21 protein-coding genes are annotated in these 19,680 nt (G+C 52.4%); 9 read left to right on the forward strand and 12 right to left on the reverse strand.

What is annotated here, in order from left to right; translation table 11 throughout:
- Window positions 1–157: 157 nt before the first annotated feature.
- The 8 genes from accD to LDL70_RS15300 all read right to left on the reverse strand — a co-directional run bounded on the left by accD (window position 158) and on the right by LDL70_RS15300 (window position 7,504).
- Window positions 158–1,063, reverse strand: a complete 906-nt coding sequence (accD, locus tag LDL70_RS15265; RefSeq protein ID WP_151158823.1) for an acetyl-CoA carboxylase, carboxyltransferase subunit beta — start codon at window positions 1,061–1,063, stop codon at window positions 158–160.
- A 117-nt stretch (window positions 1,064–1,180) separates the two neighbouring features.
- Window positions 1,181–2,020, reverse strand: coding sequence for a tryptophan synthase subunit alpha (gene trpA, locus LDL70_RS15270; protein ID WP_075653940.1), 840 nt, complete (start codon window positions 2,018–2,020; stop codon window positions 1,181–1,183).
- Window positions 2,021–2,022: 2 nt separating this feature from the next.
- Window positions 2,023–3,267, reverse strand: coding sequence for a tryptophan synthase subunit beta (gene trpB, locus LDL70_RS15275; RefSeq protein WP_225685581.1), 1,245 nt, complete (start codon window positions 3,265–3,267; stop codon window positions 2,023–2,025).
- A gap of 48 nt (window positions 3,268–3,315) precedes the next feature.
- Entirely contained in the window at window positions 3,316–3,978 is a 663-nt protein-coding gene (locus LDL70_RS15280; RefSeq protein WP_213599640.1) for a phosphoribosylanthranilate isomerase, read from the reverse strand.
- Window positions 3,979–4,045: 67 nt separating this feature from the next.
- Window positions 4,046–4,843 (reverse strand): M48 family metallopeptidase, encoded by a 798-nt coding sequence (locus LDL70_RS15285; RefSeq protein WP_225685583.1) that lies wholly within the window; start codon window positions 4,841–4,843, stop codon window positions 4,046–4,048.
- A gap of 102 nt (window positions 4,844–4,945) precedes the next feature.
- Window positions 4,946–5,377 carry a DUF2852 domain-containing protein gene (locus LDL70_RS15290; RefSeq protein WP_151158819.1) on the reverse strand — a complete coding sequence of 144 codons (432 nt, stop codon included), beginning with the start codon at window positions 5,375–5,377 and terminating at the stop codon, window positions 4,946–4,948.
- A 180-nt stretch (window positions 5,378–5,557) separates the two neighbouring features.
- Window positions 5,558–6,703: a benzoate/H(+) symporter BenE family transporter gene (locus LDL70_RS15295; RefSeq protein WP_225685596.1), complete on the reverse strand. Its 1,146-nt coding sequence runs from the start codon at window positions 6,701–6,703 to the stop codon at window positions 5,558–5,560.
- 33 nt (window positions 6,704–6,736) lie between these two features.
- Window positions 6,737–7,504, reverse strand: a complete 768-nt coding sequence (locus tag LDL70_RS15300) for a carboxylesterase (protein ID WP_225685598.1) — start codon at window positions 7,502–7,504, stop codon at window positions 6,737–6,739.
- A 367-nt stretch (window positions 7,505–7,871) separates the two neighbouring features.
- Between LDL70_RS15300 and infC the strand changes: the two genes are divergently transcribed.
- From infC to pheT, 5 genes are all read left to right on the forward strand, one after another.
- Window positions 7,872–8,411: a translation initiation factor IF-3 gene (gene infC, locus LDL70_RS15305; protein ID WP_075653946.1), complete on the forward strand. Its 540-nt coding sequence runs from the start codon at window positions 7,872–7,874 to the stop codon at window positions 8,409–8,411.
- Between the two features lie 308 nt (window positions 8,412–8,719).
- Window positions 8,720–8,923, forward strand: coding sequence for a 50S ribosomal protein L35 (gene rpmI, locus LDL70_RS15310; RefSeq protein WP_028233248.1), 204 nt, complete (start codon window positions 8,720–8,722; stop codon window positions 8,921–8,923).
- Between the two features lie 24 nt (window positions 8,924–8,947).
- On the forward strand, window positions 8,948–9,349 hold the full coding sequence (gene rplT / locus LDL70_RS15315) for a 50S ribosomal protein L20 (protein ID WP_022709387.1): 402 nt from the start codon (window positions 8,948–8,950) through the stop codon (window positions 9,347–9,349).
- 178 nt (window positions 9,350–9,527) lie between these two features.
- Window positions 9,528–10,637, forward strand: coding sequence for a phenylalanine--tRNA ligase subunit alpha (gene pheS / locus LDL70_RS15320; RefSeq protein WP_075653947.1), 1,110 nt, complete (start codon window positions 9,528–9,530; stop codon window positions 10,635–10,637).
- A 20-nt stretch (window positions 10,638–10,657) separates the two neighbouring features.
- Window positions 10,658–13,075, forward strand: coding sequence for a phenylalanine--tRNA ligase subunit beta (gene pheT / locus LDL70_RS15325; protein ID WP_225685600.1), 2,418 nt, complete (start codon window positions 10,658–10,660; stop codon window positions 13,073–13,075).
- Between the two features lie 66 nt (window positions 13,076–13,141).
- On the opposite strand, the gene LDL70_RS15330 is transcribed toward pheT, so the two are convergent.
- From LDL70_RS15330 to LDL70_RS15340, 3 genes are read right to left on the reverse strand one after another with little or no spacing between them, the layout of a single operon-like run.
- Window positions 13,142–13,495 carry a VOC family protein gene (locus tag LDL70_RS15330; protein WP_225685602.1) on the reverse strand — a complete coding sequence of 118 codons (354 nt, stop codon included), beginning with the start codon at window positions 13,493–13,495 and terminating at the stop codon, window positions 13,142–13,144.
- Between the two features lie 7 nt (window positions 13,496–13,502).
- Window positions 13,503–13,889 (reverse strand): GFA family protein, encoded by a 387-nt coding sequence (locus LDL70_RS15335; RefSeq protein WP_075653950.1) that lies wholly within the window; start codon window positions 13,887–13,889, stop codon window positions 13,503–13,505.
- Between the two features lie 20 nt (window positions 13,890–13,909).
- Entirely contained in the window at window positions 13,910–14,518 is a 609-nt protein-coding gene (locus LDL70_RS15340) for a TetR/AcrR family transcriptional regulator (protein WP_022709392.1), read from the reverse strand.
- Window positions 14,519–14,654: 136 nt separating this feature from the next.
- Between LDL70_RS15340 and LDL70_RS15345 the strand changes: the two genes are divergently transcribed.
- The gene (locus LDL70_RS15345; RefSeq protein ID WP_225685603.1) at window positions 14,655–15,851 is read left to right on the forward strand and encodes an MFS transporter; all 1,197 of its coding nucleotides are present in this window, start codon (window positions 14,655–14,657) and stop codon (window positions 15,849–15,851) included.
- Window positions 15,852–15,904: 53 nt separating this feature from the next.
- Here the strand turns inward: LDL70_RS15345 and LDL70_RS15350 are convergent, their stop codons facing one another.
- On the reverse strand, window positions 15,905–16,885 hold the full coding sequence (locus LDL70_RS15350; protein WP_225685605.1) for an aldo/keto reductase: 981 nt from the start codon (window positions 16,883–16,885) through the stop codon (window positions 15,905–15,907).
- Between the two features lie 100 nt (window positions 16,886–16,985).
- On the opposite strand from LDL70_RS15350, the gene LDL70_RS15355 reads away from it, so the two are divergent.
- The 3 genes from LDL70_RS15355 to LDL70_RS15365 are packed head-to-tail and all read left to right on the forward strand — an operon-like array spanning window position 16,986 to window position 19,498.
- Window positions 16,986–17,870 carry a LysR family transcriptional regulator gene (locus tag LDL70_RS15355; RefSeq protein WP_225685607.1) on the forward strand — a complete coding sequence of 295 codons (885 nt, stop codon included), beginning with the start codon at window positions 16,986–16,988 and terminating at the stop codon, window positions 17,868–17,870.
- A 14-nt stretch (window positions 17,871–17,884) separates the two neighbouring features.
- The gene (locus LDL70_RS15360; RefSeq protein WP_225685609.1) at window positions 17,885–18,511 is read left to right on the forward strand and encodes a nucleotidyltransferase family protein; all 627 of its coding nucleotides are present in this window, start codon (window positions 17,885–17,887) and stop codon (window positions 18,509–18,511) included.
- A 15-nt stretch (window positions 18,512–18,526) separates the two neighbouring features.
- Entirely contained in the window at window positions 18,527–19,498 is a 972-nt protein-coding gene (locus LDL70_RS15365) for a Gfo/Idh/MocA family protein (protein WP_225685611.1), read from the forward strand.
- Window positions 19,499–19,680: the final 182 nt, after the last annotated feature.

Here is a 19,680-nt window from a genome sequence, read left to right on the forward strand (position 1 = left end):
TCACACTTTTCGGGATACGCTCTGATAATCGCAGATGAACTGACCAGTTTGCAGTCTGTTTTGCAACAGGGTACTTATAAAAGAAAACGCGCCGCTGGTTTAGCGGCGCGAAAAGTCATCTTACCGGCAAAAAACTCTGCCGGTCAGGATAAATCCGTCAGGCAGAAGCTGCGCGTGCAGCATCTTCAGCAATAGCAGGTTTTACTTCGGCTGCAGGCTGCTTCATCATGATTTTCAGGATGCGGGCAACGGTTTCTTTCATCTCGAGACGGGAAACCACCATATCGATCATGCCGTGATCCAGCAAATATTCCGCGCTCTGGAAGCCTTCCGGCAGCTTTTCACGGATCGTCTGTTCAATCACGCGTGCACCGGCAAAACCGATCATTGTGCCCGGTTCAGCAATATGAACATCGCCGAGCATGGCATAAGAAGCGGTTACGCCACCAAATGTCGGGTTGGTCAGAACCACGATATAAGGCAAGCCTGCTTCTTTGAGCATTTCCACGGCAACAGTGGTGCGCGGCATCTGCATCAGTGACAGGATGCCTTCCTGCATACGCGCACCGCCGGAAGCGGTGAACAGTACCAGCGGGCGTTTCTTCGCAATGGCTGTTTCTGCTGCTTTGATGATCGCGTCACCAGCAGCCATACCGAGGGAGCCGCCCATGAAAGCGAAGTCCTGAACGGTAGCAACAATCGGCAGATCTTCAATCGTACCCAGCGCATTGATGATGCAATCATCCTGCTGCGTGCGGTTACGATAGTCCTTCAGACGATCAACATATTTCTTTTCATCGCGGAATTTCAGCGGATCTGTTGCAACCTTAGGGTTTTCCAGAACTTCATATTTGCCTTCATCAAAGAAGAAGCGCAGGCGGTCTTTAGCCGGAATGCGCATATGATGGCCGGAAGCAGGGATCACCCACTGATTGCTTTCCAGATCTTTGTGAAACACCATTTCACCGGTTGACGGGTCCTTGATCCAGAGATTCTCCGGCATATCCCGACGCCCCAGCATGGAGTTGAGCTTCGGACGGACATAATTCGTAATCCAGTTCATATGGGCTTTCCGTTGTTCTTAATTCCTGAAGTCTTTGTGTCTTTAAACATAAATCGTATAAAACACAAAGAAAGCCGCAAATTTGCGGCACTCTGTTAATTATCTATTTTACGCTGCTTATTGGGCAGGAGCAAGGCGGGCGCTGCGAACACCGGATGCAAGCTCGCTGACAACAGCCGTTGCGGCAGCAACAGGATCACCCTGAACCTTGTCATTGGCATCCAGTGTGGCGGCAATGGCAGCCACAATTGCGGAGCCGACAACCACGCCGTCAGCCGATGCACCGATTGCTTTTGCCTGCTCGCCTGAACGGACACCAAAGCCAACGCAAACCGGCAGGTCTGTATGGCTTTTGATCCGTGCAACGGCTTCACTAACCTGTGCTGTATCTGCCAGAGCCGAACCGGTAATACCGTTCATCGACACGTAATAGACAAAACCGGACGTGTTTTCGAGCACTTTCGGCAGACGCTTTTCATCTGTTGTCGGGGTAGCCAGACGAATGAAATTGATGCCGGCTTTAATCGCCGGAATGCAAAGTTCTTCGTCCATTTCCGGTGGCAGATCGACAACGATCAGGCCGTCAATGCCAGCTTCCAGCGCATCTTTGATGAAGCGCTCAACACCGTAAATATAGATCGGGTTGTAATAACCCATCAGCACAATCGGTGTTGTGTCATCGCTCACGCGAAAGTCACGCACCATCTGCAGGGCTTTCGGCAAAGTCTGGCCTGCATGCAGTGCGCGCAGGGCTGCGGCCTGAATGGCAGGGCCATCAGCCATCGGATCGGAAAACGCCATACCGATTTCAATCACATCGGCACCGGCCTTTGGCAGGGCTTTCATGATTTCAACCGATGTTGCGTAATCAGGATCACCACCCATGAAATACGTGACCAGCGCAGGGCGACCTTCAGCGCGAAGTGCCGCGAATTTCTCATCCATACGTTTTGTCATGATTACATTTCCATTCCGAGAATTTCGCCGACTGTGTGCACGTCTTTATCACCGCGGCCGGAGAGATTGACGATCATGATCTGGTCCTGATCCATTTCCGGTGCCAGCTTCAGAGCCTGTGCAATCGCATGGGAGGATTCCAGTGCCGGAATAATGCCTTCCGTGCGGGTGGTGATCTGGAAAGCTTCGAGCGCTTCATCATCCATAATCGGCACGTAATTCACGCGACCGGTATCTTTCAGCCATGAATGTTCAGGACCCACACCCGGATAATCGAGACCGGCAGAAACCGAGTGGCCTTCAAGAATCTGGCCATCTTCATTCTGCAGCAAGTAAGTGCGGTTGCCATGCAACACGCCCGGATTGCCTGCGGTCATGGAAGCGCAATGCTTGTCACCGTCAAGGCCTAGGCCACCGGCTTCAACACCGTAGATTTTAACTGATGTATCATCGAGGAACGGGTGGAACAGGCCGATCGCATTGGAACCGCCGCCGACAGCCGCAATAATCGCATCCGGCAGGCGACCTTCACGTTCCAGCATCTGTTCACGGGCTTCAGTGCCGATTACAGATTGAAAATCGCGTACCATTTCCGGATACGGATGCGGGCCGGCCGCCGTGCCGATCAGGTAATAGGTGTCTTCCACATTGGTGACCCAGTCACGCAGGGCTTCGTTCATCGCATCTTTCAGCGTGCCGTTACCGGCGGTCACAGCATTGACCTTCGCACCGAGCAGCTTCATGCGGAACACATTCGGCTTCTGGCGTTCAACGTCTGTTGCGCCCATATAGACCACGCATGGCAGACCAAAGCGCGCAGCAACGGTGGCCGATGCCACGCCGTGCTGACCGGCACCGGTTTCCGCGATGATGCGGGTTTTGCCCATGCGCTTGGCAAGCAGAATCTGGCCGAGGCAGTTATTGATTTTATGGCTGCCGGTATGGTTCAGGTCTTCGCGTTTGAAATAAATCTTCGCGCCGCCTTTGCCGCCCTTGGCTTGCGCCTGTTCACGCACATAACGGGTCAGGCCTTCAGCAAAATAGAGCTTGGAAGGGCGACCGGCATAATGGGTGGAGAGTGCCTGCAATTCGGCTTTGAATTCAGGGTCTTCTTTGGCTGCATCATAAGCAGACTGCAGATCGAGGATCAGCGGCATCAGGGTTTCAGCAACGAAACGCCCGCCGTAAATACCAAACATGCCGTCTTCATTCGGCCCGGTTTTGAAAGAATTGAGCTCGCTCGACATGAGATATGCTTCCGATCTTTGATTCAAATGGATGCCTATAAGGCAGTCTTATTTCGTATTGCTTGCTTCACGCACGGCTGCAAAAAATGCATCAATCAGATGCACGTCTTTTTTGCCCGGCTCGCTTTCAACACCTGATGAAATGTCGATAGCAAAGCTGCCTGTTTTGGCAAGAGCCACATTAATATTTTCTGCGTTCAGACCGCCTGAAAGCATGTAATTGCCCAGATCCTGCCGTGCTTTCAGAAGGTTCCAGTCAAAAGAGACACCATTGCCGCCCGGCAGTTCTGAACCCTTTGGCGCTTTGGCGTCAAACAGAAAACGGTCTGCAATGCCCTGATAGGGTGCAACCACATCAAAATCGCTGTTTTCACGGATGGAAAAGGCTTTCATCACCGGCAGGCCGTAGCGCTGCTTCACCTCAGCCACCCGTTCCGGTGTTTCATTACCGTGCAATTGCAGAATATCCGGCTGCAGCACAGCGACAATTTCATCCAGCTGCGCATCATCCGCATTCACAGTTACAGCGACGATTTTCGCTTTTCCACGAGCCGCAGCGGCAAGCCTGGCTGCTTGTGCAGGCTCGAGATGACGCGGGCTTTTCGGGAAAAAGATGAAGCCGATATGGCTGGCGCCGTTTTTCAGAACGGTTTCCACGGCTTCCGGCGTTTTCAGGCCGCAGATTTTAACTTCGATAGCGGAGGAGGACATTTGCTTAATTTCAGACTGTTTATTGAGTAGGTATGGAGTTTAGCGCGTAAAAAGCCATAGGGACAGCTTAATCCGTCACTGAGGCAAAGGAAACCGCATGGAGTGCACTGCCATGCCGTTTGAGCCATGCCCGTGATGTTGGTGTATCAGGGCAGAGTCTGGTGCAGAGCGCCCAGAAATCCGGCCCGTGATTCATTTCGATCAGATGGGCAACCTCATGAGCGACCAGATAATTGATCACCTCTGCCGGTGCCATCATGATGCGCCACGAGAATGCCAGATCCCCCTTCGAGGTGCAGGAGCCCCAGCGACTGGTTGTGTCTTTAAAGCGGACGGAAGTTGCCGGTTTACCGATGCGCCCCGTATGCACCAGCACCAGCCCGTTAATATCGGTTTTAGCCAGTTTCTTCAGATAGTCGGCAATGCGTCGTCCCATATGCTGGGCATCGCCATGCACGATCAGAATGGCTTGACCGTTTTCATCGTGATCCTGCCTTGTGGTGCCACGCTTTGCCGGTTCATGCACAATCCGGTGCGCAATGCCGCGAATATGAATGGTGCTGCCGTCCATAAAAGGCACAGCGACGGGTACTTTGGAAATTTGTGCTTCAATCCAGCCGTGATGACGGGCAATGAACAGATCAAGCTCACGCTCCGGCAGGCGCGGCGGAACGGTAACACGGATAGCTTTGCCACCGGTTTCAATGCGCAGGGTCAGTCTTTTGGCACGGGGATTTTCCCAGACACTCAGCGGCAGATTGCGTCCCGCAACGGAATAAGCCCGCTCGGCACGCAGTGCTTTCGGAGCAGGTTGTTTTTTCGCTGCTTTTTTAAGCGGAGGTTTGCGGAACAAGGACAGGATCATGCGGGGATCATAGGTGATTCGCCAATGGAGTTATAAGCGGAACTATAAGAAAGGCGCATCTGCCGATGCGCCTCTGAGATAGTGTGTAAATATGCGCGCTGGTTACAGCTCAATCACATCATCTTTTGATGTGTTTTTGCGGCGTTCAGCCATGAAGCGTTCGAATTCTTCACGGTCGCGGGCGCGGCGCAGTTCACGAATATGCGCTTCAAATTCCGAACGGGCTTCATCAAGCTTGCGGCGTTCTTCATCAAGGCGTTTCAACTCTTCATCACGCCAGTCATCAAAGGCGCTGTTGCCGGATGATTGCATACCGCCGGTGAAGCGGGAGAAATCCTGACCTTTGCGGCGGCATTTACCGACAAATTCATCAGTCGCCTGATTGATGTCGCGTTTCACGCCGGGCAGACGGTCACCCCAGATGATATAAGCCAGCATGGCAAGACCAAGCGGCCAGAAAAAGATAAAGCCTAAGACCATCAGTGCAATTGTTGCCGGTGTCCAGGCTGGACGGATCAATGCGGATGTGTTCATGAGATGGCTCCGTAAATCAGCTTGATGATCCGAAGTAATCATCAATCGCTAAAATACGTGGTGTGTACGGAGCCGGAATTCAAGAAAAACCCCGCAAAATCGGTGTTTTTGCGGGGTTAGCAGATCGGTTTTACCAGTGTTTCAGAACTGATTTTTAAACTTTTTCAAAGCTTTAAATTCTCAGCGGAATTTTGAAAGATATTCCGATCCGGCAACGATCAGACCGGCAATCAGCGCCCAGAAGGCCGAGCCGATGCCTAAGATTGTAATGCCGGAAGCAGTGACGGCAAAAGTGATAATTGCGGCAAAGCGCTCATGCTCGTTTTTCAAAGCGAGCGACAAGGCATTGATGAACGGGCCGATCAGCCCCAGACCGGCAATCAGCATAATTAATGCTGGCGGCAGCACCGCAAAAACCGCCACCAGTGACGCGCCGAAAATCGCAAAAATCAGATAGCACAGTGCATAAAACGGTCCGGTCAGCCAGCGTTGTTTCGGATCGGGATGTGCATCATGACCGGTACAGATTGCTGCTGAAATCGCTGCCATATTGCTGGTATGGGCACCAAAAGGTGCAGAAATCAGCGAGACAAGACCGGTTACCTGCAGACAGGCAGCGGTTGGCGGTTCATAACCGGCGGCACGTAGCACAGCAAAACCGGGCAGATTTTGAGAAGCCATGGTCACCAGATAAAGCGGCAGTGCCAGCCCGATCATCGCAGACAGCGAAAATTCCGGCACAATCATAGTCAGAGTGGAGAGTTCCGGTGTTGGTAGATTATCGGCACGGCCAAGCAGCAGCGCAAAAATCACACCGCCGATCAGCACACTGATGACAGCCATAGCCGGATTATAAAGACGGATAATCAGAAACAGGCCGATCAGCGGCAGTACTAGTAACGGGTCAAGCGACAGTGTTTTGGCGGCATTGATGACAAAGCTCGATAAAACACCGGCCAGCATACCGGAGGCGATGGATGCGGGAATCCGCTCGACAAATTTTGCCACCGGTTTGATGAGGCCGGTGATGATGATGGCGACGGCGGTGACGATGAATGCGCCGACAGCCTCCTGCATGGTAAAGCCGATGCTGGCACCGATTAGCGCCAGCCCCGGTGTTGACCATGCGGTAATGATGGGGATGCGATAGCGCCAGCTGAGATAACCGGACGAGACTGCGAGTGCCAGTGATATGGCAGTGACCCAGCTTGCTGTCTCAGCCTGTGTTGCACCAAGCGCTGTGGCTGCCGCAATAATCAGCGCCAAAGTGCCGCCAAAGCCGACAAAAGCTGCAACCGCAGCCGATGCTACCACTGAAAACCGCATGATCCCCTCCCGATTATTGCAGGCTTTTTATTGTTATATTTGCGCGATCATGGCTTCCACAGTGCGTGTCAGCAAATCAAGATCCTGTGGGCGTGAGAGGCGGTGATCGCCGTCGCGGATCAGCGTCAGTGTCACATTATCAACCGGCAGATGTTCGACGAGGCGCAGCGCATGGGCATAAGGCACATCAGGGTCTTCCATGCCTTGCAGAATATGGACAGGGCAACCGGTTTCAATAATACCGTTGAGCACCTGATTGCTACGTCCGTCCTCGAGCAGGTTTTTGGTGTAGATATAAGGCTGCGGTGAATATTCTGACGGCTCTTCCATATAGCCTTGTGTTTCAAGCTGGTTTTTCTGATCTTCCGTCAGCGCTGGTTCTACCAAGGCTTGAGTAAAATCCGGAGCGGGGGCAAGCAGGATCAGACCGGCAGGCTTTTCACCGGCTTTGATGAGTTCCTGCACTATCCGCAGCGCAATCCAGCCGCCCATAGAGGAGCCGATCAGAATCTGCGGGCCGGTTGTGAAGGCGCGATAGGTGGCAAGGCTCTGTTCCAGCCAGAGCGAGATTGTACCGTCTTTGAATTCACCGCCGGATTCGCCATGGCCGGAATAGTCAAAGCGCAGCATGGAATGATTATGCGCTTCCGCCCATTGGTTGAGATGCTGGGCTTTGCCGCCGAGCATGTCGGAGCAATAACCGCCGAGCCAGACAAGACCGGGGGCTTTGTCACCTTTTCTGTGACGCAGGGCGATTGATGTGCCTTTGACATCAAGAAACTGCGGGGCCTGATCGGTCATGGGGTGCTCCTGACTATGCTTATAAGTTTAGGCGTATAAAATTTGTTTGGTGGCGAAACATTGCTGTCACAAGCTATAAACTTGAAATTCTGCGAGGCAATGCTCATTTTAAAAGCAGCCACACAGATGCCGATTTGTCATCATAGTAATGAAACTGTGATGAGAAGCAGCTTTTAAGCCGGTTTTCGGGTGATTTTACTGCATTGATATTGCCCCGAGGGGGGTGATTTGCATTTCAAAAGATGCTATTGACTTTCGCGCTGCCCTGCGTGCCTTAGACAGGCTGAAGATGCAGCTGCGGTATTCGTAGCCCGTATCCGGACATGAATTCACCGTATATGTTTAATAATTCGAGGAGAATACGACCATTCGCCGACCGTTCAGAGCGACGCCGGTCCAGAAAGACGGACCGCGCTCCAACCGAGATATCCGGGTACCCCGGGTTCAGCTTATTGACGCCGAAGGCCAGAACCATGGCACAGTGACGATTCAGGAAGCCATTGCACTCGCTGAAGAGGCGGGTCTGGATCTTGTTGAGATTGTTCCTAATGCGGAGCCGCCGGTCTGTAAGATCGTTGATCTTGGCAAGCTGAAATATCAAAACCAGAAAAAAGCTGCCGAAGCGCGTAAGAAGCAAAAGACGGTTGAGATCAAAGAACTCAAAATGCGTCCGAATATCGACGATCACGATTATGAAGTGAAGTTGAAGGCTGCAGGACGTTTCTTTGAAGACGGAGATAAGGTCAAAGTTACTTTGCGTTTCCGTGGCCGTGAAATGGCGCATCAGGAACTTGGCATGAAGCTGTTGCAGCGTGTTAAGGAAGATACTGCGGAAATCGCTAAGGTTGAAGCAGAGCCAAAGCTTGAAGGCCGTCAGATGATGATGGTTCTCGCACCGCGCGGATAAGCATAACAGTTTCTGTTTTGTAAAATGAAATAGCCGCCTACGGGCGGCTTTTTATTTAGACTCTTTAGAGTTGCTTTTTACTGTATTTATGCGTATTGAAGCGCTGTTCAAACCGACCGGCAGGGCATGCCGTGGCGGTTTTGTATGCTTTTCGGGCTTTGGTCGGCCTGAAAGTACAATCGAGTCTTTGTTTTATGCAGACAAAACGTCTTGAAAATAAGCCCCGGAGTGCAGCGCACGAGGGGGATTAAAATAAGAGGCGTGGAGTATCGCAGATACGACAGGGACTAAAATTAAGGAGTAGCAAAATGCCCAAGATGAAGACCAAATCTGCTGCCAAGAAACGGTTCAAAATCACCGGTACTGGTAAAGTGATGGCTGCTGCAGCTGGCAAGCGTCACGGTATGATCAAGCGTTCAAACAAGTTCATTCGCGATGCACGCGGCACCATGGTTCTCTCCGAGGCCGATGCCAAAGTTGTTGTCAAGAATTACCTGCCGAACGGCCTGTAAGCATTAGTTTAAGGATATCATACTATGGCACGTGTTAAACGCGGCGTGACAGCTCACGCAAAGCACAAAAAAGTCCTGAAGCAGGCTGAAGGTTTCCGCGGTCGTCGTAAAAATACGATCCGCACTGCTAAAGCTGCTGTCGATCGTTCGAAACAGTATGCATACCGCGATCGCAAGAACCGCAAGCGCACTTTCCGCGCTCTGTGGATTCAGCGTATCAATGCTGCTGTTCGCATGCATGGCCTGACCTATGGCCGTTTCATCGATGGTCTTGCTAAAGCGAACATCGAAGTAGACCGTAAGGTTCTGTCGGATCTGGCTATTCATGAGCCAGCAGCATTCGGCGCGCTCGTTGCATCCGCAAAGAAAGCGCTTGAATATCTGAAAGACACAACTCCAAACGCTTTTGAGTCCGCTGTCAACTAAGCCAGCCGCTCTTCCAAAGCTTTTGAAATTGTATTTGGAGAACCCGCGCTGGTGGTACTGGCGCGGGTTTTTCGTTTGAAATAAAAACGATACCGGATGGAGCAGAAGCGGCTTACGCATTGTTTCATGCGAGAAAAACAGATGTTGTTGCACGGCACAATTATCAAGGATCTGAATAATGAGCGATCTTGAACAACTCGAACAGGGCATTTTGGCAGAGATTGCCGCTGCCGGTGATGAACAGGCGATTGAGGCCGTGCGTGTTGCCGTTCTCGGCAAAAAAGGTTCGGTTTCAGAAAAGCTGAAATCGCTGGGCGCAATGAGCCCTGAAGAGCGCCAGACACAGGGACCGGCCATTAATGGACTGAAAAACCGTGTCACGGATGCGTTGACGTCACGTAAAGCCGAGCTGCGTAAAATTGCAATTGCTGAGAAGCTGGAGCGCGAGAAGGTCGATGTGACCTTGCCGGTGCGCCCTTCCGCTGCATCGCGCGGTCGTATTCACCCGATTTCTCAGGTGATTGATGAGATTACGGCAATTTTTGCCGATATGGGTTTCTCTATTGCCGAAGGTTCGGACATTGAAACCGACTATTACAATTTCACGGCGCTGAACTTCCCTGAAGGTCATCCGGCGCGTGAAATGCACGATACATTCTTCTTCCAGCCGGATGAAAATGGTGAGCGCAAGCTGCTGCGCACCCATACTTCGCCGGTACAGGTACATACGATGGAGCGCTTTGCGAAACTGCGTGAAAGCCAAGGTCGCGATGAGCCGATCCGTATCGTTATTCCGGGCAAGACCTATCGTATGGATTCTGATGCCACCCACTCACCGATGTTCCATCAGGTGGAAGGTCTGGTTGTCGATAAATCCTCGAATGTTGCCAATATCAAATGGGTGCTGGAAGAGTTCTGCAAGGCGTTTTTTGAAGTGCCTTCAGTCAAGATGCGTCTGCGTCCGAGCTTCTTCCCTTTCACTGAGCCGTCGATGGAAGTTGATATTCAGTGCGACCGTTCCGGTGGCAATGTGAAATTCGGCGAAGGCAATGACTGGCTGGAAATTCTCGGCTGCGGCATGGTGCATCCGAATGTACTGCGCAATGCGGGCTATGATCCGGATGTCTATCAGGGCTTTGCATGGGGCATGGGGATCGACCGTATCGCGATGCTGAAATACGGCATGCCTGATCTGCGCGCTTTCTTCGATGCGGATGTGCGCTGGCTCAATCACTATGGTTTCCGCCCGCTTGATCTGCCGACATTGTTCGGCGGTCTGAGCGCGTAAATACAGGAAGGTATAAACAGATGAAATTCACGCTTTCCTGGCTCAAGGATCACCTTGAAACCGACGCCACGCTGGAAGAAATTCTCGAAAAGCTGACAGATATCGGTCTGGAAGTGGACGGGGTTGATGACCGCGCGGCCTTTAAAACATTTAAAATCGCCAAAGTGCTGACAGCCGTTCAGCATCCGGATGCGGATAAGCTGCGCGTTCTCACCGTTGATACCGGTGAGGGTCAGCCGGTACAGGTCGTGTGCGGTGCACCGAATGCCCGCGCCGGTCTGGTGGGTGTCCTTGGTAAGCCTGGTGACTATGTGCCGGGTCTCGATGTTACGCTGTCTGTCGGCAAAATCCGCGGTGTTGAGAGCTTCGGCATGATGTGTTCCGAGCGCGAGCTGGAACTGTCTGATGAGCATAACGGCATTATCGATCTGCCGGAAGATGCGCCGGTAGGCATGAGCTTTGCGACCTATATGGGCATTGATGATCCGGTCATCGAAATCGGCCTCACACCAAACCGTGCGGATTGCACCGGTGTGCACGGTATTGCTCGCGATCTGGCAGCAGCCGGTCTCGGCAAGCTGAAAGGTGATGTGATTACACCGGTTAAAGGTGCAGGCGCTACACCGGTTAAAGTTATTCTCGATCAGGATGCTGACAAGCCGTTCTGTAATGGTTTCTCGCTGCGTCTGGTGAAGGGCGTTAAAAACGGCCCGAGCCCGAAATGGCTGCAGCAGCGCCTCACAGCAATCGGTCTGCGCCCGATCAATGCACTGGTGGATATCACCAATTATGTGACCTTCGATTATGGCCGCCCGCTGCATGTGTTTGATGCTGCCAAAGTGCAGGGCAACCTGACTGTTCGCGCTGCCAAAGAAGGTGAAACCGTACTGGCACTCGATCAGCGCGAATATAAGTTGTCTGCAAATCATTATGTGATTGCCGATGAAAAAGGCGTGGAATCCATTGCCGGTATCATGGGCGGTGAACATTCCGGTTGCGATGAAAACACCACGGATGTGCTGATTGAATCCGCGCTCTGGGATGCGCGTATGATTGCGCGTACCGGTCGTGAGTTGGGTATCATCACCGATGCACGCTATCGTTTTGAACGCGGCGTTGATCCGGAAATGATGGAATCCGGTGTTGAACTGGCAACGAAACTGGTGCTGGATTTCTGCGGCGGTGAGCCAACCGAAACAGAAACTGTCGGCTACACACCATACAGCCCGCGCGCGATTGAATTTCCGGTATCGGAAGTCAAGCGCCTGACCGGTATTGAAGTCTCCTATCAGGAATCTGCGGATATTCTGGCACGCCTCGGCTTCGCGGTTGAAGGTGATGGCAAGGCTGTGCTTCAGGTAAAGGTACCGTCATGGCGCGGCGATGTGGAAGGCAAAGCTGATCTGGTTGAAGAAGTGATGCGTATTCACGGCATCAATCAGATTGAACCGCAGCCGCTGCCGAATATGGGCAGTGTAAACACAAAAATCCTGACCACTCTGCAAATTCGTACCCGCCTTGCTAAACGCATTCTGGCAACACGCGGCATGATGGAAGCGGTGACCTATTCCTTCATTTCGGAAGCACAGGCCAAAGCTTTCGGCGGCGGCAAACCGGAATTGAAGCTGGCAAATCCGATTGCATCCGATATGTCGGATATGCGCCCTTCGCTGCTGCCGGGTCTGTTGTCCGCAGCCCAGCGTAATGCGGATCGCGGTTTTGCTGATCTGGCGCTGTTCGAAGTGTCGGGTACCTATGAAGGCGACAAGCCGGAAGACCAGCGCCGTGTGGCTGGCGGTATCCGTCGCGGTACAGCCGGTGTTGAAGGTGCAGGTCGCTTCTGGTCCGGCAATGCGCAAAATGTTGGCGTGTTTGATGCCAAAGCGGATGCACTGGCGGTTCTTGAAGCCTGCGGTGCGCCGGTTGACCGTATTCAGATCGAAGCCGGTGGTCCGTCATGGTATCATCCGGGTCGTTCCGGCACTCTGAAGCTCGGCCCTAAAGTGGTGCTTGGTACTTTCGGTGAGTTCCATCCGGATGCACTGGAACTGCTTGATGTTTCGGGCGCTCTGTGCGGCTTTGAAGTGTTTATCGATGCGATCCCTGAGCCAAAACAAAAATCCGGTGCGACCAAACCTGCTCTGACACTGTCGCAGTTCCAGAGCGTGAAGCGTGACTTTGCTTTTGTTGTCGACAGCACTGTTGATGCAGCAGCGATTGTCCGTGCGGTAAATTCTGCTGAGAAGAAGCTGATTGCCGGTGCACAGGTGTTTGACATTTTCACCGGCGCATCGCTGGGTGAGGGCAAGAAGTCTGTGGCTGTGGAAGTGGTGTTGCAGCCGCTTGACCGCACACTGACCGATGAAGATCTGGAAGGCGTAGCCAGGCGGATCGTCGAAGCTGTTACCAAGCAGACCGGCGGCACATTGCGAGGTTAATCCGGGCGCGGCTGATTTAGCTAATATTGACAACAAAAAACCCGCCATTCCGGCGGGTTTTTTATTTTAGCCACGAAGGCCTATGCAATTGCCCCATGGATCGCGGATTTGGCACATGCGCAATCCGTCCTGAATATTTAACGGGCCGCGATAAAGAGTGCCGCCGACTGAAAGCAGATGCGCGACAGCCTGATCGAAATCCTCCACCTGCCAATAGACGACTGAACCGGCAGTACCTGAGGCCACTTTTTCATCCGCAGGCACGATCTCCAGATCAACAGAACCGATTTTGAGATAGTTGAAATCAAACTCATCTAGTCGGCAGGCTACAGCCTGCGGAATAGCCCGCTGATACCATTGCAAGGCTGTAGCAACATCACTGACATGGATGAGGACGGAGGCGATTGTCTGGCTGGTCATTGTGGTTCTATCGGCGTTCCGGATGCCACCAGTCGGGCTTCATATCTTCAAAAGACGTATATTCCGGTGCGAATTCCGGCTGATTATTATCGTCGAAACAGCCGAGCAGCAGCGCCACAACCGGTTCATCATCAATCGCTCCGACAGAGCTGCCACAAGCAGGGCAAAAAGCGCGTTTGGAATAATGGGAGGAGCGATATGTGGCAGGCTCGCCGCCTTCCCCTGTCCAGCGCACGGCCTGAGCCGCAAACTCCACCCACACGGCTGTGAGTGAACCGGTATGTTGCTGACAGTTCTTGCAGCAGCAACCATGGGGCTTGAGCTTTAAGGGATCACTTTGCGCTTCAAAACGGATGGAGCCACACAGACAGCCGCCACTATAGGTTTTCATCATTTCTTCTGATGTCCCGTTTGTCAGGCCGGTACTGTTACACGCTCCGGCATGGCGCGCATAGCCATTTCAATAATGCTTTGCACAGACTCGCGGCTGCCGCCGTCACGGGCTTCATAGGACAGGCTCTGCAACATGGCATGGTAGAATTCTGCCATCTGCGTCAGGTCTGTGCCTTGCGGCAGGTCGCCGTCTTTCAGCGCGCGCTCACAGCGGGCGAAAATCCGCTCAAAAGCCGTTTGACGAATGGTTTTGAGAAATTCTTTGACCTGTTTGTTTTCCGGTTTGCACTGGATGCTGCTGACGCTGACCATGCAGCCGCCTGCAGAACAAGCATAGGTTTTATCCGCATGAGTTTCCAGCATGGCGCGGATGCCCTGCTGAATCGTCTCCGCTTTATCCAGCGCAACCAGAGGCGCTCCGCCGATTGTTGCGGTGTAATGATCCACCGCCTCACGGAAGGCCTGCTCCTTGGAGCCAAAAGCGGCATAAAAACTCGGCGGGGTAATGCCAATAGCCGCAGTAAAGTCGTTAATCTGGGCGCATTCATAGCCTTTTTCCCAGAAAACTTTCATAACTCTGTCCAGCGCATCTTCGCGATCAAAGCTGCGCGGTCTGCCGCGTAAAGCCATTTCATACCTTTCTTTAGTATGTCTTATATAATTCACTTGACCGCAGCATTCAAGTTGCTATGAATTATGTAATCATCACTACATAATGAGATTCACGATGACTGATATTTGCGATTCCGCGCTGCCCGCGGAGCGAATGACTAATATTGCTGTTAACACGATTACGCGTTCTGAAGCGCATAAACCAGCAATTCCGCTGGTTGTTTATTGCTTATCGCTGGGTGTTTTTGCTTTAACAACATCCGAATTGATGATTTCCGGTCTGTTGCCGTCGCTGCAGCAGGCCTTTGGCCGGTCCATTGCCGATATCGGCAATCTGATTTCCCTCTATGCTTTGGGTATGGTTTTTGGCGGGCCGGTGGTGACGCTGCTGTTTCTGGCTTTGCGTGTTGAACATAAAAACGGATTGCTTGGTCTCCTGATCTTCTATGCCATTGCTCAAAGCGTTGCAGCCTCGACCTCAAGTTTTGAGGTGATGATGATTGCCCGTGTGCTCACCGGTATTGCAGCTGCGGCAGGATTTGGCCTGATGCTGGCAATCACTGCGCGTCTGGTTGCTGCCAATATGCGGGGGCGTGCTGTGTCGCTGGTCTTTGCGGGGCTGATGTTGGCGACGGCGCTCGGGGTGCCACTGGCAACATGGATAGACAGCCTGTTTGGCTGGCGCGTCAGCTTCTGGCTGATTGTACTGGTTGTATTATTCTGTGCCCTGACTGTTGCGCTGAAAATTGAGAAAAGCCCTGCGGGTCACTCGGCAACCTTGCAGACTGAGCTTCAGGATATGCGCAACCCTGCTCTCTGGGCAGCTTATGCCACCAGCGCATTGGCAATCGGCTCGTCCTTTGCTTTTTACAGCTATTTCTCCCCGATTATGACTGATCTGGCACAGTTTCCGGTTCATCTTATGCCGTTTCTGCTTGCCCTCTATGGTATTGCCAATATTGCAGGTAATTTTCTGAACGGCCGCTTTGCTGATCGCTATACGATGCCGCTTCTGATTGGCGGTATCGCGGTTATGGTTGTTGCAATGCTGATTTTTGCGTGTTTCGCAGAATCAAAACCGGCGGCACTTCTTTCTGTTGTTCTGATCGGTCTGACGGGGATTGCGCTTAATCCTCCGCTGGTTGCCCGTATCATGCGCATTGCCCATCCCGGTGCACTGGTTAATGCCATGCATGCCTCGGTGATTAATATCGGCCTGAGCTTTGGCCCCTGGGCAGGTGGTTTGGCGCTGGAAAACGGCTCCGGCCTGCATGCCCCGCTCTGGGTTGGTTTTGGCATGGCACTGGCAGCATTGCTGACACTGGCACCCCGTTCATTGCGCCGTCTGTGATGGGGGTGTGATTGAGTGACGCTGTTTCATCCGTTGAAACAGCGTCATTTTGTTTAAAGACCCGTCATGGCCAGCGAAGCATCCGTGTAGCGTTTGCCTGATACCTGATCGGGCGTGATGATAGCGCCGATCTGTTTTAACTCCTCAGCCGAGAGGCTAATCTCTGCAGCTTTGATATTCTCATTGAGACGGCTGGTTTTGCGGGTGCCGGGGATCGGCACAATAAATTCTGCCTGATTGAGCACCCATGCCAGCGCCAGCTGTGCCGGTGTGATCTGTTTACCGGCTGCAATCTGTTCGATCAGATCAATCTGTGCATTATTGGCAGCGAGATTTTCCGGCTGGAAGCGCGGCAGGGTTTTGCGGAAATCATTCTCTGCCAGATCAGCTTGTGTGCGGACACTGCCTGCCAGCATGCCACGACCAAGCGGGCTGTAAGGCACAAAGCCGATGCCCAGTTCCCGGCAAACCGGTAGCACTGTGCTTTCCGGATCGCGCACCCAGAGCGAATATTCGCTTTGTAATGCAGCTATCGGGTGTACTGCATGAGCACGGCGCAGTGTTTCAGGCCCCGCTTCAGACAGGCCTATGGTGCGGATTTTTCCCTCAGTAATCAGGTCTTTCAATGTACCGACCACATCTTCAATCGGCACAGCCGGATCAACGCGGTGCTGGTAGAACAGATCAATCACCTCAATACCAAGGCGTTGTAAGGAGGCTTCTGCCACAGCGCGGATATGATCGGGATGACTGTTCACACCATTTGATGTGCCGCCTTCAATTTTAAAGCCGAATTTCGTGGCAATAGTCACTTTATCGCGATGCGGTTTCAGTGCCTTGCCAACCAGTTTTTCATTTTCAAAGGGGCCGTAGACTTCTGCCGTGTCAAAGAATGTCACGCCGCTGTCCACCGCATGATGCAGGGTGCGGATGGCTTCTGCCTCATCCTGCCCGCCATAGGCATGGCTCATGCCCATGCAGCCAAGACCAAGAGCCGAGACTGTCAGTTCAGAGCCGAGTTTGCGCATTTTCATGGTGATTTTCCTTATTTCATCCGGTGACGAAAACATATGTCTGTTTTGATTGTTCGATAATCCGGTTTTATTTTTACGCCCTGTTCGGTAAAACAGATCAATGAAACGCTCTCAGCTCTCCCAATTGGCGGTTTTCGCCACAGTTGCCGATCATGGCAGTTTTCGTGCGGCGGCAAAAGAACTGGCTATTGCACCCTCTGCCGTCAGTCAGGCTGTTGCCCAGCTTGAGGCTGATCTTGGCATTACGCTGCTTTCACGCACTACCCGTTCCGTACATTTGACAGAGGCAGGACAGCGCTTGCTGGCGGAGCTTTCACCGGCGCTGGGTGGTATCAATGCCGCATTGCTGGCCGTGCAGGATATGCGTGCCAGACCTGCCGGAACGGTGCGGATCAGCACGCCACGCTCTGCCGCGCATCTGTTTCTGGCACCGAAATTTCAGGCATTCGGTGCGGCCTTTCCGGATGTGGTGCTGGATATCCACATTGAAGATCAGTTTGTAGATATTGTCGCTGCCGGTTTTGATGCCGGTATCCGCTTAGGAGAAAGTCTTGAAAAAGATATGATTGCGGTGCCGCTCGGACAGGCATTGCGCAGTCCGGTAGTCGGTTCTCCGGCCTATCTTGAGCGCCATGGCACACCGCTGCATCCGCGGGATCTGATGACACATCGCTGTATTCTCAAGCGGTTTTCTTCCGGCAGTCTTTATCACTGGGAATTTGAAAAACAGGGGCACCGGCTGGATGTTAAACTCAATGGCCCGTTGATATTGGATGACAATCATCTGTTGTTGCAGGCGGCACTGGACGGTGCAGGGCTGGTCTCGCTGCTGGAACCCTATGTGGAAGAATACATACAGAAAGGTACGCTGACAGAGGTTTTGCCGGACTGGACACAGCAATTTCCGGGTATGTATATTTATTATCCGAACCGGCGTAACATGCGTCAGGCGCTTCGTGCTTTTATTGATTTTTTCAAATTATAACCGTCGGAAATCCCATGTCCCATTTGCGTTTTTCCGGACTGCCCGCACAGGAGCAGCAAGATATTTTTCTGGATATTATCCGAAACAGCCCGCTTCTGAAGGATGTGCTGAGCCGCGCACAGCAGCTGAACCTACCGGATTGGTATATTGTATCCGGCGCGCTCTATAATCTGGTGTGGAATGTGCTGACCGGCAGGCCGGAAGCCCATGGCATCAAAGATATTGACCTGTTTTATTATGATGCTTCCGACATATCCTACGAGGCAGAAGACCGGATCATCAAGACGGGTGACGAGGTATTTGTCGGTGTGCCTTTGCCGGTGGAAATCCGTAATCAGGCGCGGGTGCATTTGTGGTATGAAAAGCATTTCGGACTGGTTTGCCCGCCTTTGCGCTCCAGTGAAAACAGCATTGACCGCTTTGCTTCGAAAACCCATGCGGTCGGCATAAGACTTGAGCCGGATGGCAGCTTGAAACTCTATGCGCCTTTCGGTCTGGATGATATTTTCTCGCTTCGGATGACACCCAATCCGGTGGCTGATAATCGTGAAACACATCATATCAAAGGTCTGCGGGCACAGAAGAACTGGCCGGAAGTGACAGTTGTTCCCTGGCCTGAAATGACCGCACTCAATTCATAACGGAAAGGTATCCTCATGTTCCGCTGGGGTATTTTATCGACCGCCAATATTGGTATCATGCAGGTACTTCCTGCAATCGCGGCATCCGAAACCGGTGTGGTTCAGGGCATTGCCAGCCGTGATGCAGCGCGCGCCCGTGCTGTGGCCGACCGGTTTAACGCGCCTTTGAGCTTCGGCTCCTATGAAGAATTACTGGCAAGCGATCAGATTGACGGCGTTTATATTCCGCTGCCGACATCGCAGCATATTGAATGGTCGTTGAAAGCGGCAGAGGCAGGCAAACATGTGCTCTGTGAAAAGCCAATCGCTTTGAAGGCGGAGGAGATTGACCGTCTGATCGCTGCGCGTGATCGCCATCAGGTGGTGATCTCCGAAGCTTTCATGGTCTATTATCATCCGCAATGGGCAAAGGTACGTGAGCTGATCTCCTCCGGTCAGATCGGCCGTTTGCGCATGGTGCAGGGCTGCTTCACATATTTTAATAATGATCCGGCGAATATGCGCAATCAGGTTGCACTTGGCGGCGGTGCCTTGCCGGATATCGGGGTCTATCCGACTGTAGTGACGCGTATGGTGACAGGGCAGGAACCGCAGGAGATTTTTGCCCGTATTGAACGCGATCCGGATTTCGGCACCGACCGTTATGCAACTGTGCTGGCACGTTTTGCGGATTTTGATCTGAGTTTTTATGTGGCGACGCAGCTATCTGGGCGTCAGCAGATGGTTTTCCATGGTGATCAGGGGATGATTACGGTTCATGCACCGTTTAACGCCGGAAAATACGATCATGCACGGGTCACATGGCATGACAGTTCACACACTGCTTCACAGGAATGGACTTTTTCCAATATAAACCAATATAGCCTGCAGGCAGATGCTTTTGTGCGCTTTGCCCGCGGAGAGAAAGAAGTGCTTTTCAGTCTTGAAAACTCAAAAGCCAACCAACATGTTATTGACAGGATTTATGCAGCAGCCGAAAAGCAGTGACATAAAGCGCATCCTAAAAAGCGGAAACCGGTTTTTGGATAAGATGTGCGGCATGCTTCGTGCTGTAATAATTTTTTAAATTCTGAAAAAGCCGTCAAAATCACTCAAAACAGATAAAAAACGCATCAAAATGCGGGATTTTTGTCGCAACCGCGGGCTTGTGGCTTGCAGTGAAAATCCCC

It is taken from the genome of Pseudochrobactrum sp. XF203 (assembly GCF_020341615.1).
In the GTDB taxonomy this organism is placed as follows: domain Bacteria; phylum Pseudomonadota; class Alphaproteobacteria; order Rhizobiales; family Rhizobiaceae; genus Pseudochrobactrum; species Pseudochrobactrum saccharolyticum.

Bases quoted from the DNA above. Each gene is read 5' to 3' on its own strand.
- accD (WP_151158823.1), bottom strand. From the start codon at position 1,063: ATGAACTGGATTACGAATTATGTCCGTCCGAAGCTCAACTCCATGCTG.
- trpA (WP_075653940.1), bottom strand. From the start codon at position 2,020: ATGACAAAACGTATGGATGAGAAATTCGCGGCACTTCGCGCTGAAGGT.
- trpB (WP_225685581.1), bottom strand. From the start codon at position 3,267: ATGTCGAGCGAGCTCAATTCTTTCAAAACCGGGCCGAATGAAGACGGC.
- LDL70_RS15280 (WP_213599640.1), bottom strand. From the start codon at position 3,978: ATGTCCTCCTCCGCTATCGAAGTTAAAATCTGCGGCCTGAAAACGCCG.
- LDL70_RS15285 (WP_225685583.1), bottom strand. From the start codon at position 4,843: ATGATCCTGTCCTTGTTCCGCAAACCTCCGCTTAAAAAAGCAGCGAAA.
- LDL70_RS15290 (WP_151158819.1), bottom strand. From the start codon at position 5,377: ATGAACACATCCGCATTGATCCGTCCAGCCTGGACACCGGCAACAATT.
- LDL70_RS15295 (WP_225685596.1), bottom strand. From the start codon at position 6,703: ATGCGGTTTTCAGTGGTAGCATCGGCTGCGGTTGCAGCTTTTGTCGGC.
- LDL70_RS15300 (WP_225685598.1), bottom strand. From the start codon at position 7,504: ATGACCGATCAGGCCCCGCAGTTTCTTGATGTCAAAGGCACATCAATC.
- rpmI (WP_028233248.1), top strand. From the start codon at position 8,720: ATGCCCAAGATGAAGACCAAATCTGCTGCCAAGAAACGGTTCAAAATC.
- rplT (WP_022709387.1), top strand. From the start codon at position 8,948: ATGGCACGTGTTAAACGCGGCGTGACAGCTCACGCAAAGCACAAAAAA.
- pheS (WP_075653947.1), top strand. From the start codon at position 9,528: ATGAGCGATCTTGAACAACTCGAACAGGGCATTTTGGCAGAGATTGCC.
- pheT (WP_225685600.1), top strand. From the start codon at position 10,658: ATGAAATTCACGCTTTCCTGGCTCAAGGATCACCTTGAAACCGACGCC.
- LDL70_RS15330 (WP_225685602.1), bottom strand. From the start codon at position 13,495: ATGACCAGCCAGACAATCGCCTCCGTCCTCATCCATGTCAGTGATGTT.
- LDL70_RS15335 (WP_075653950.1), bottom strand. From the start codon at position 13,889: ATGATGAAAACCTATAGTGGCGGCTGTCTGTGTGGCTCCATCCGTTTT.
- LDL70_RS15340 (WP_022709392.1), bottom strand. From the start codon at position 14,518: ATGGCTTTACGCGGCAGACCGCGCAGCTTTGATCGCGAAGATGCGCTG.
- LDL70_RS15345 (WP_225685603.1), top strand. From the start codon at position 14,655: ATGACTAATATTGCTGTTAACACGATTACGCGTTCTGAAGCGCATAAA.
- LDL70_RS15350 (WP_225685605.1), bottom strand. From the start codon at position 16,885: ATGAAAATGCGCAAACTCGGCTCTGAACTGACAGTCTCGGCTCTTGGT.
- LDL70_RS15355 (WP_225685607.1), top strand. From the start codon at position 16,986: ATGAAACGCTCTCAGCTCTCCCAATTGGCGGTTTTCGCCACAGTTGCC.
- LDL70_RS15360 (WP_225685609.1), top strand. From the start codon at position 17,885: ATGTCCCATTTGCGTTTTTCCGGACTGCCCGCACAGGAGCAGCAAGAT.
- LDL70_RS15365 (WP_225685611.1), top strand. From the start codon at position 18,527: ATGTTCCGCTGGGGTATTTTATCGACCGCCAATATTGGTATCATGCAG.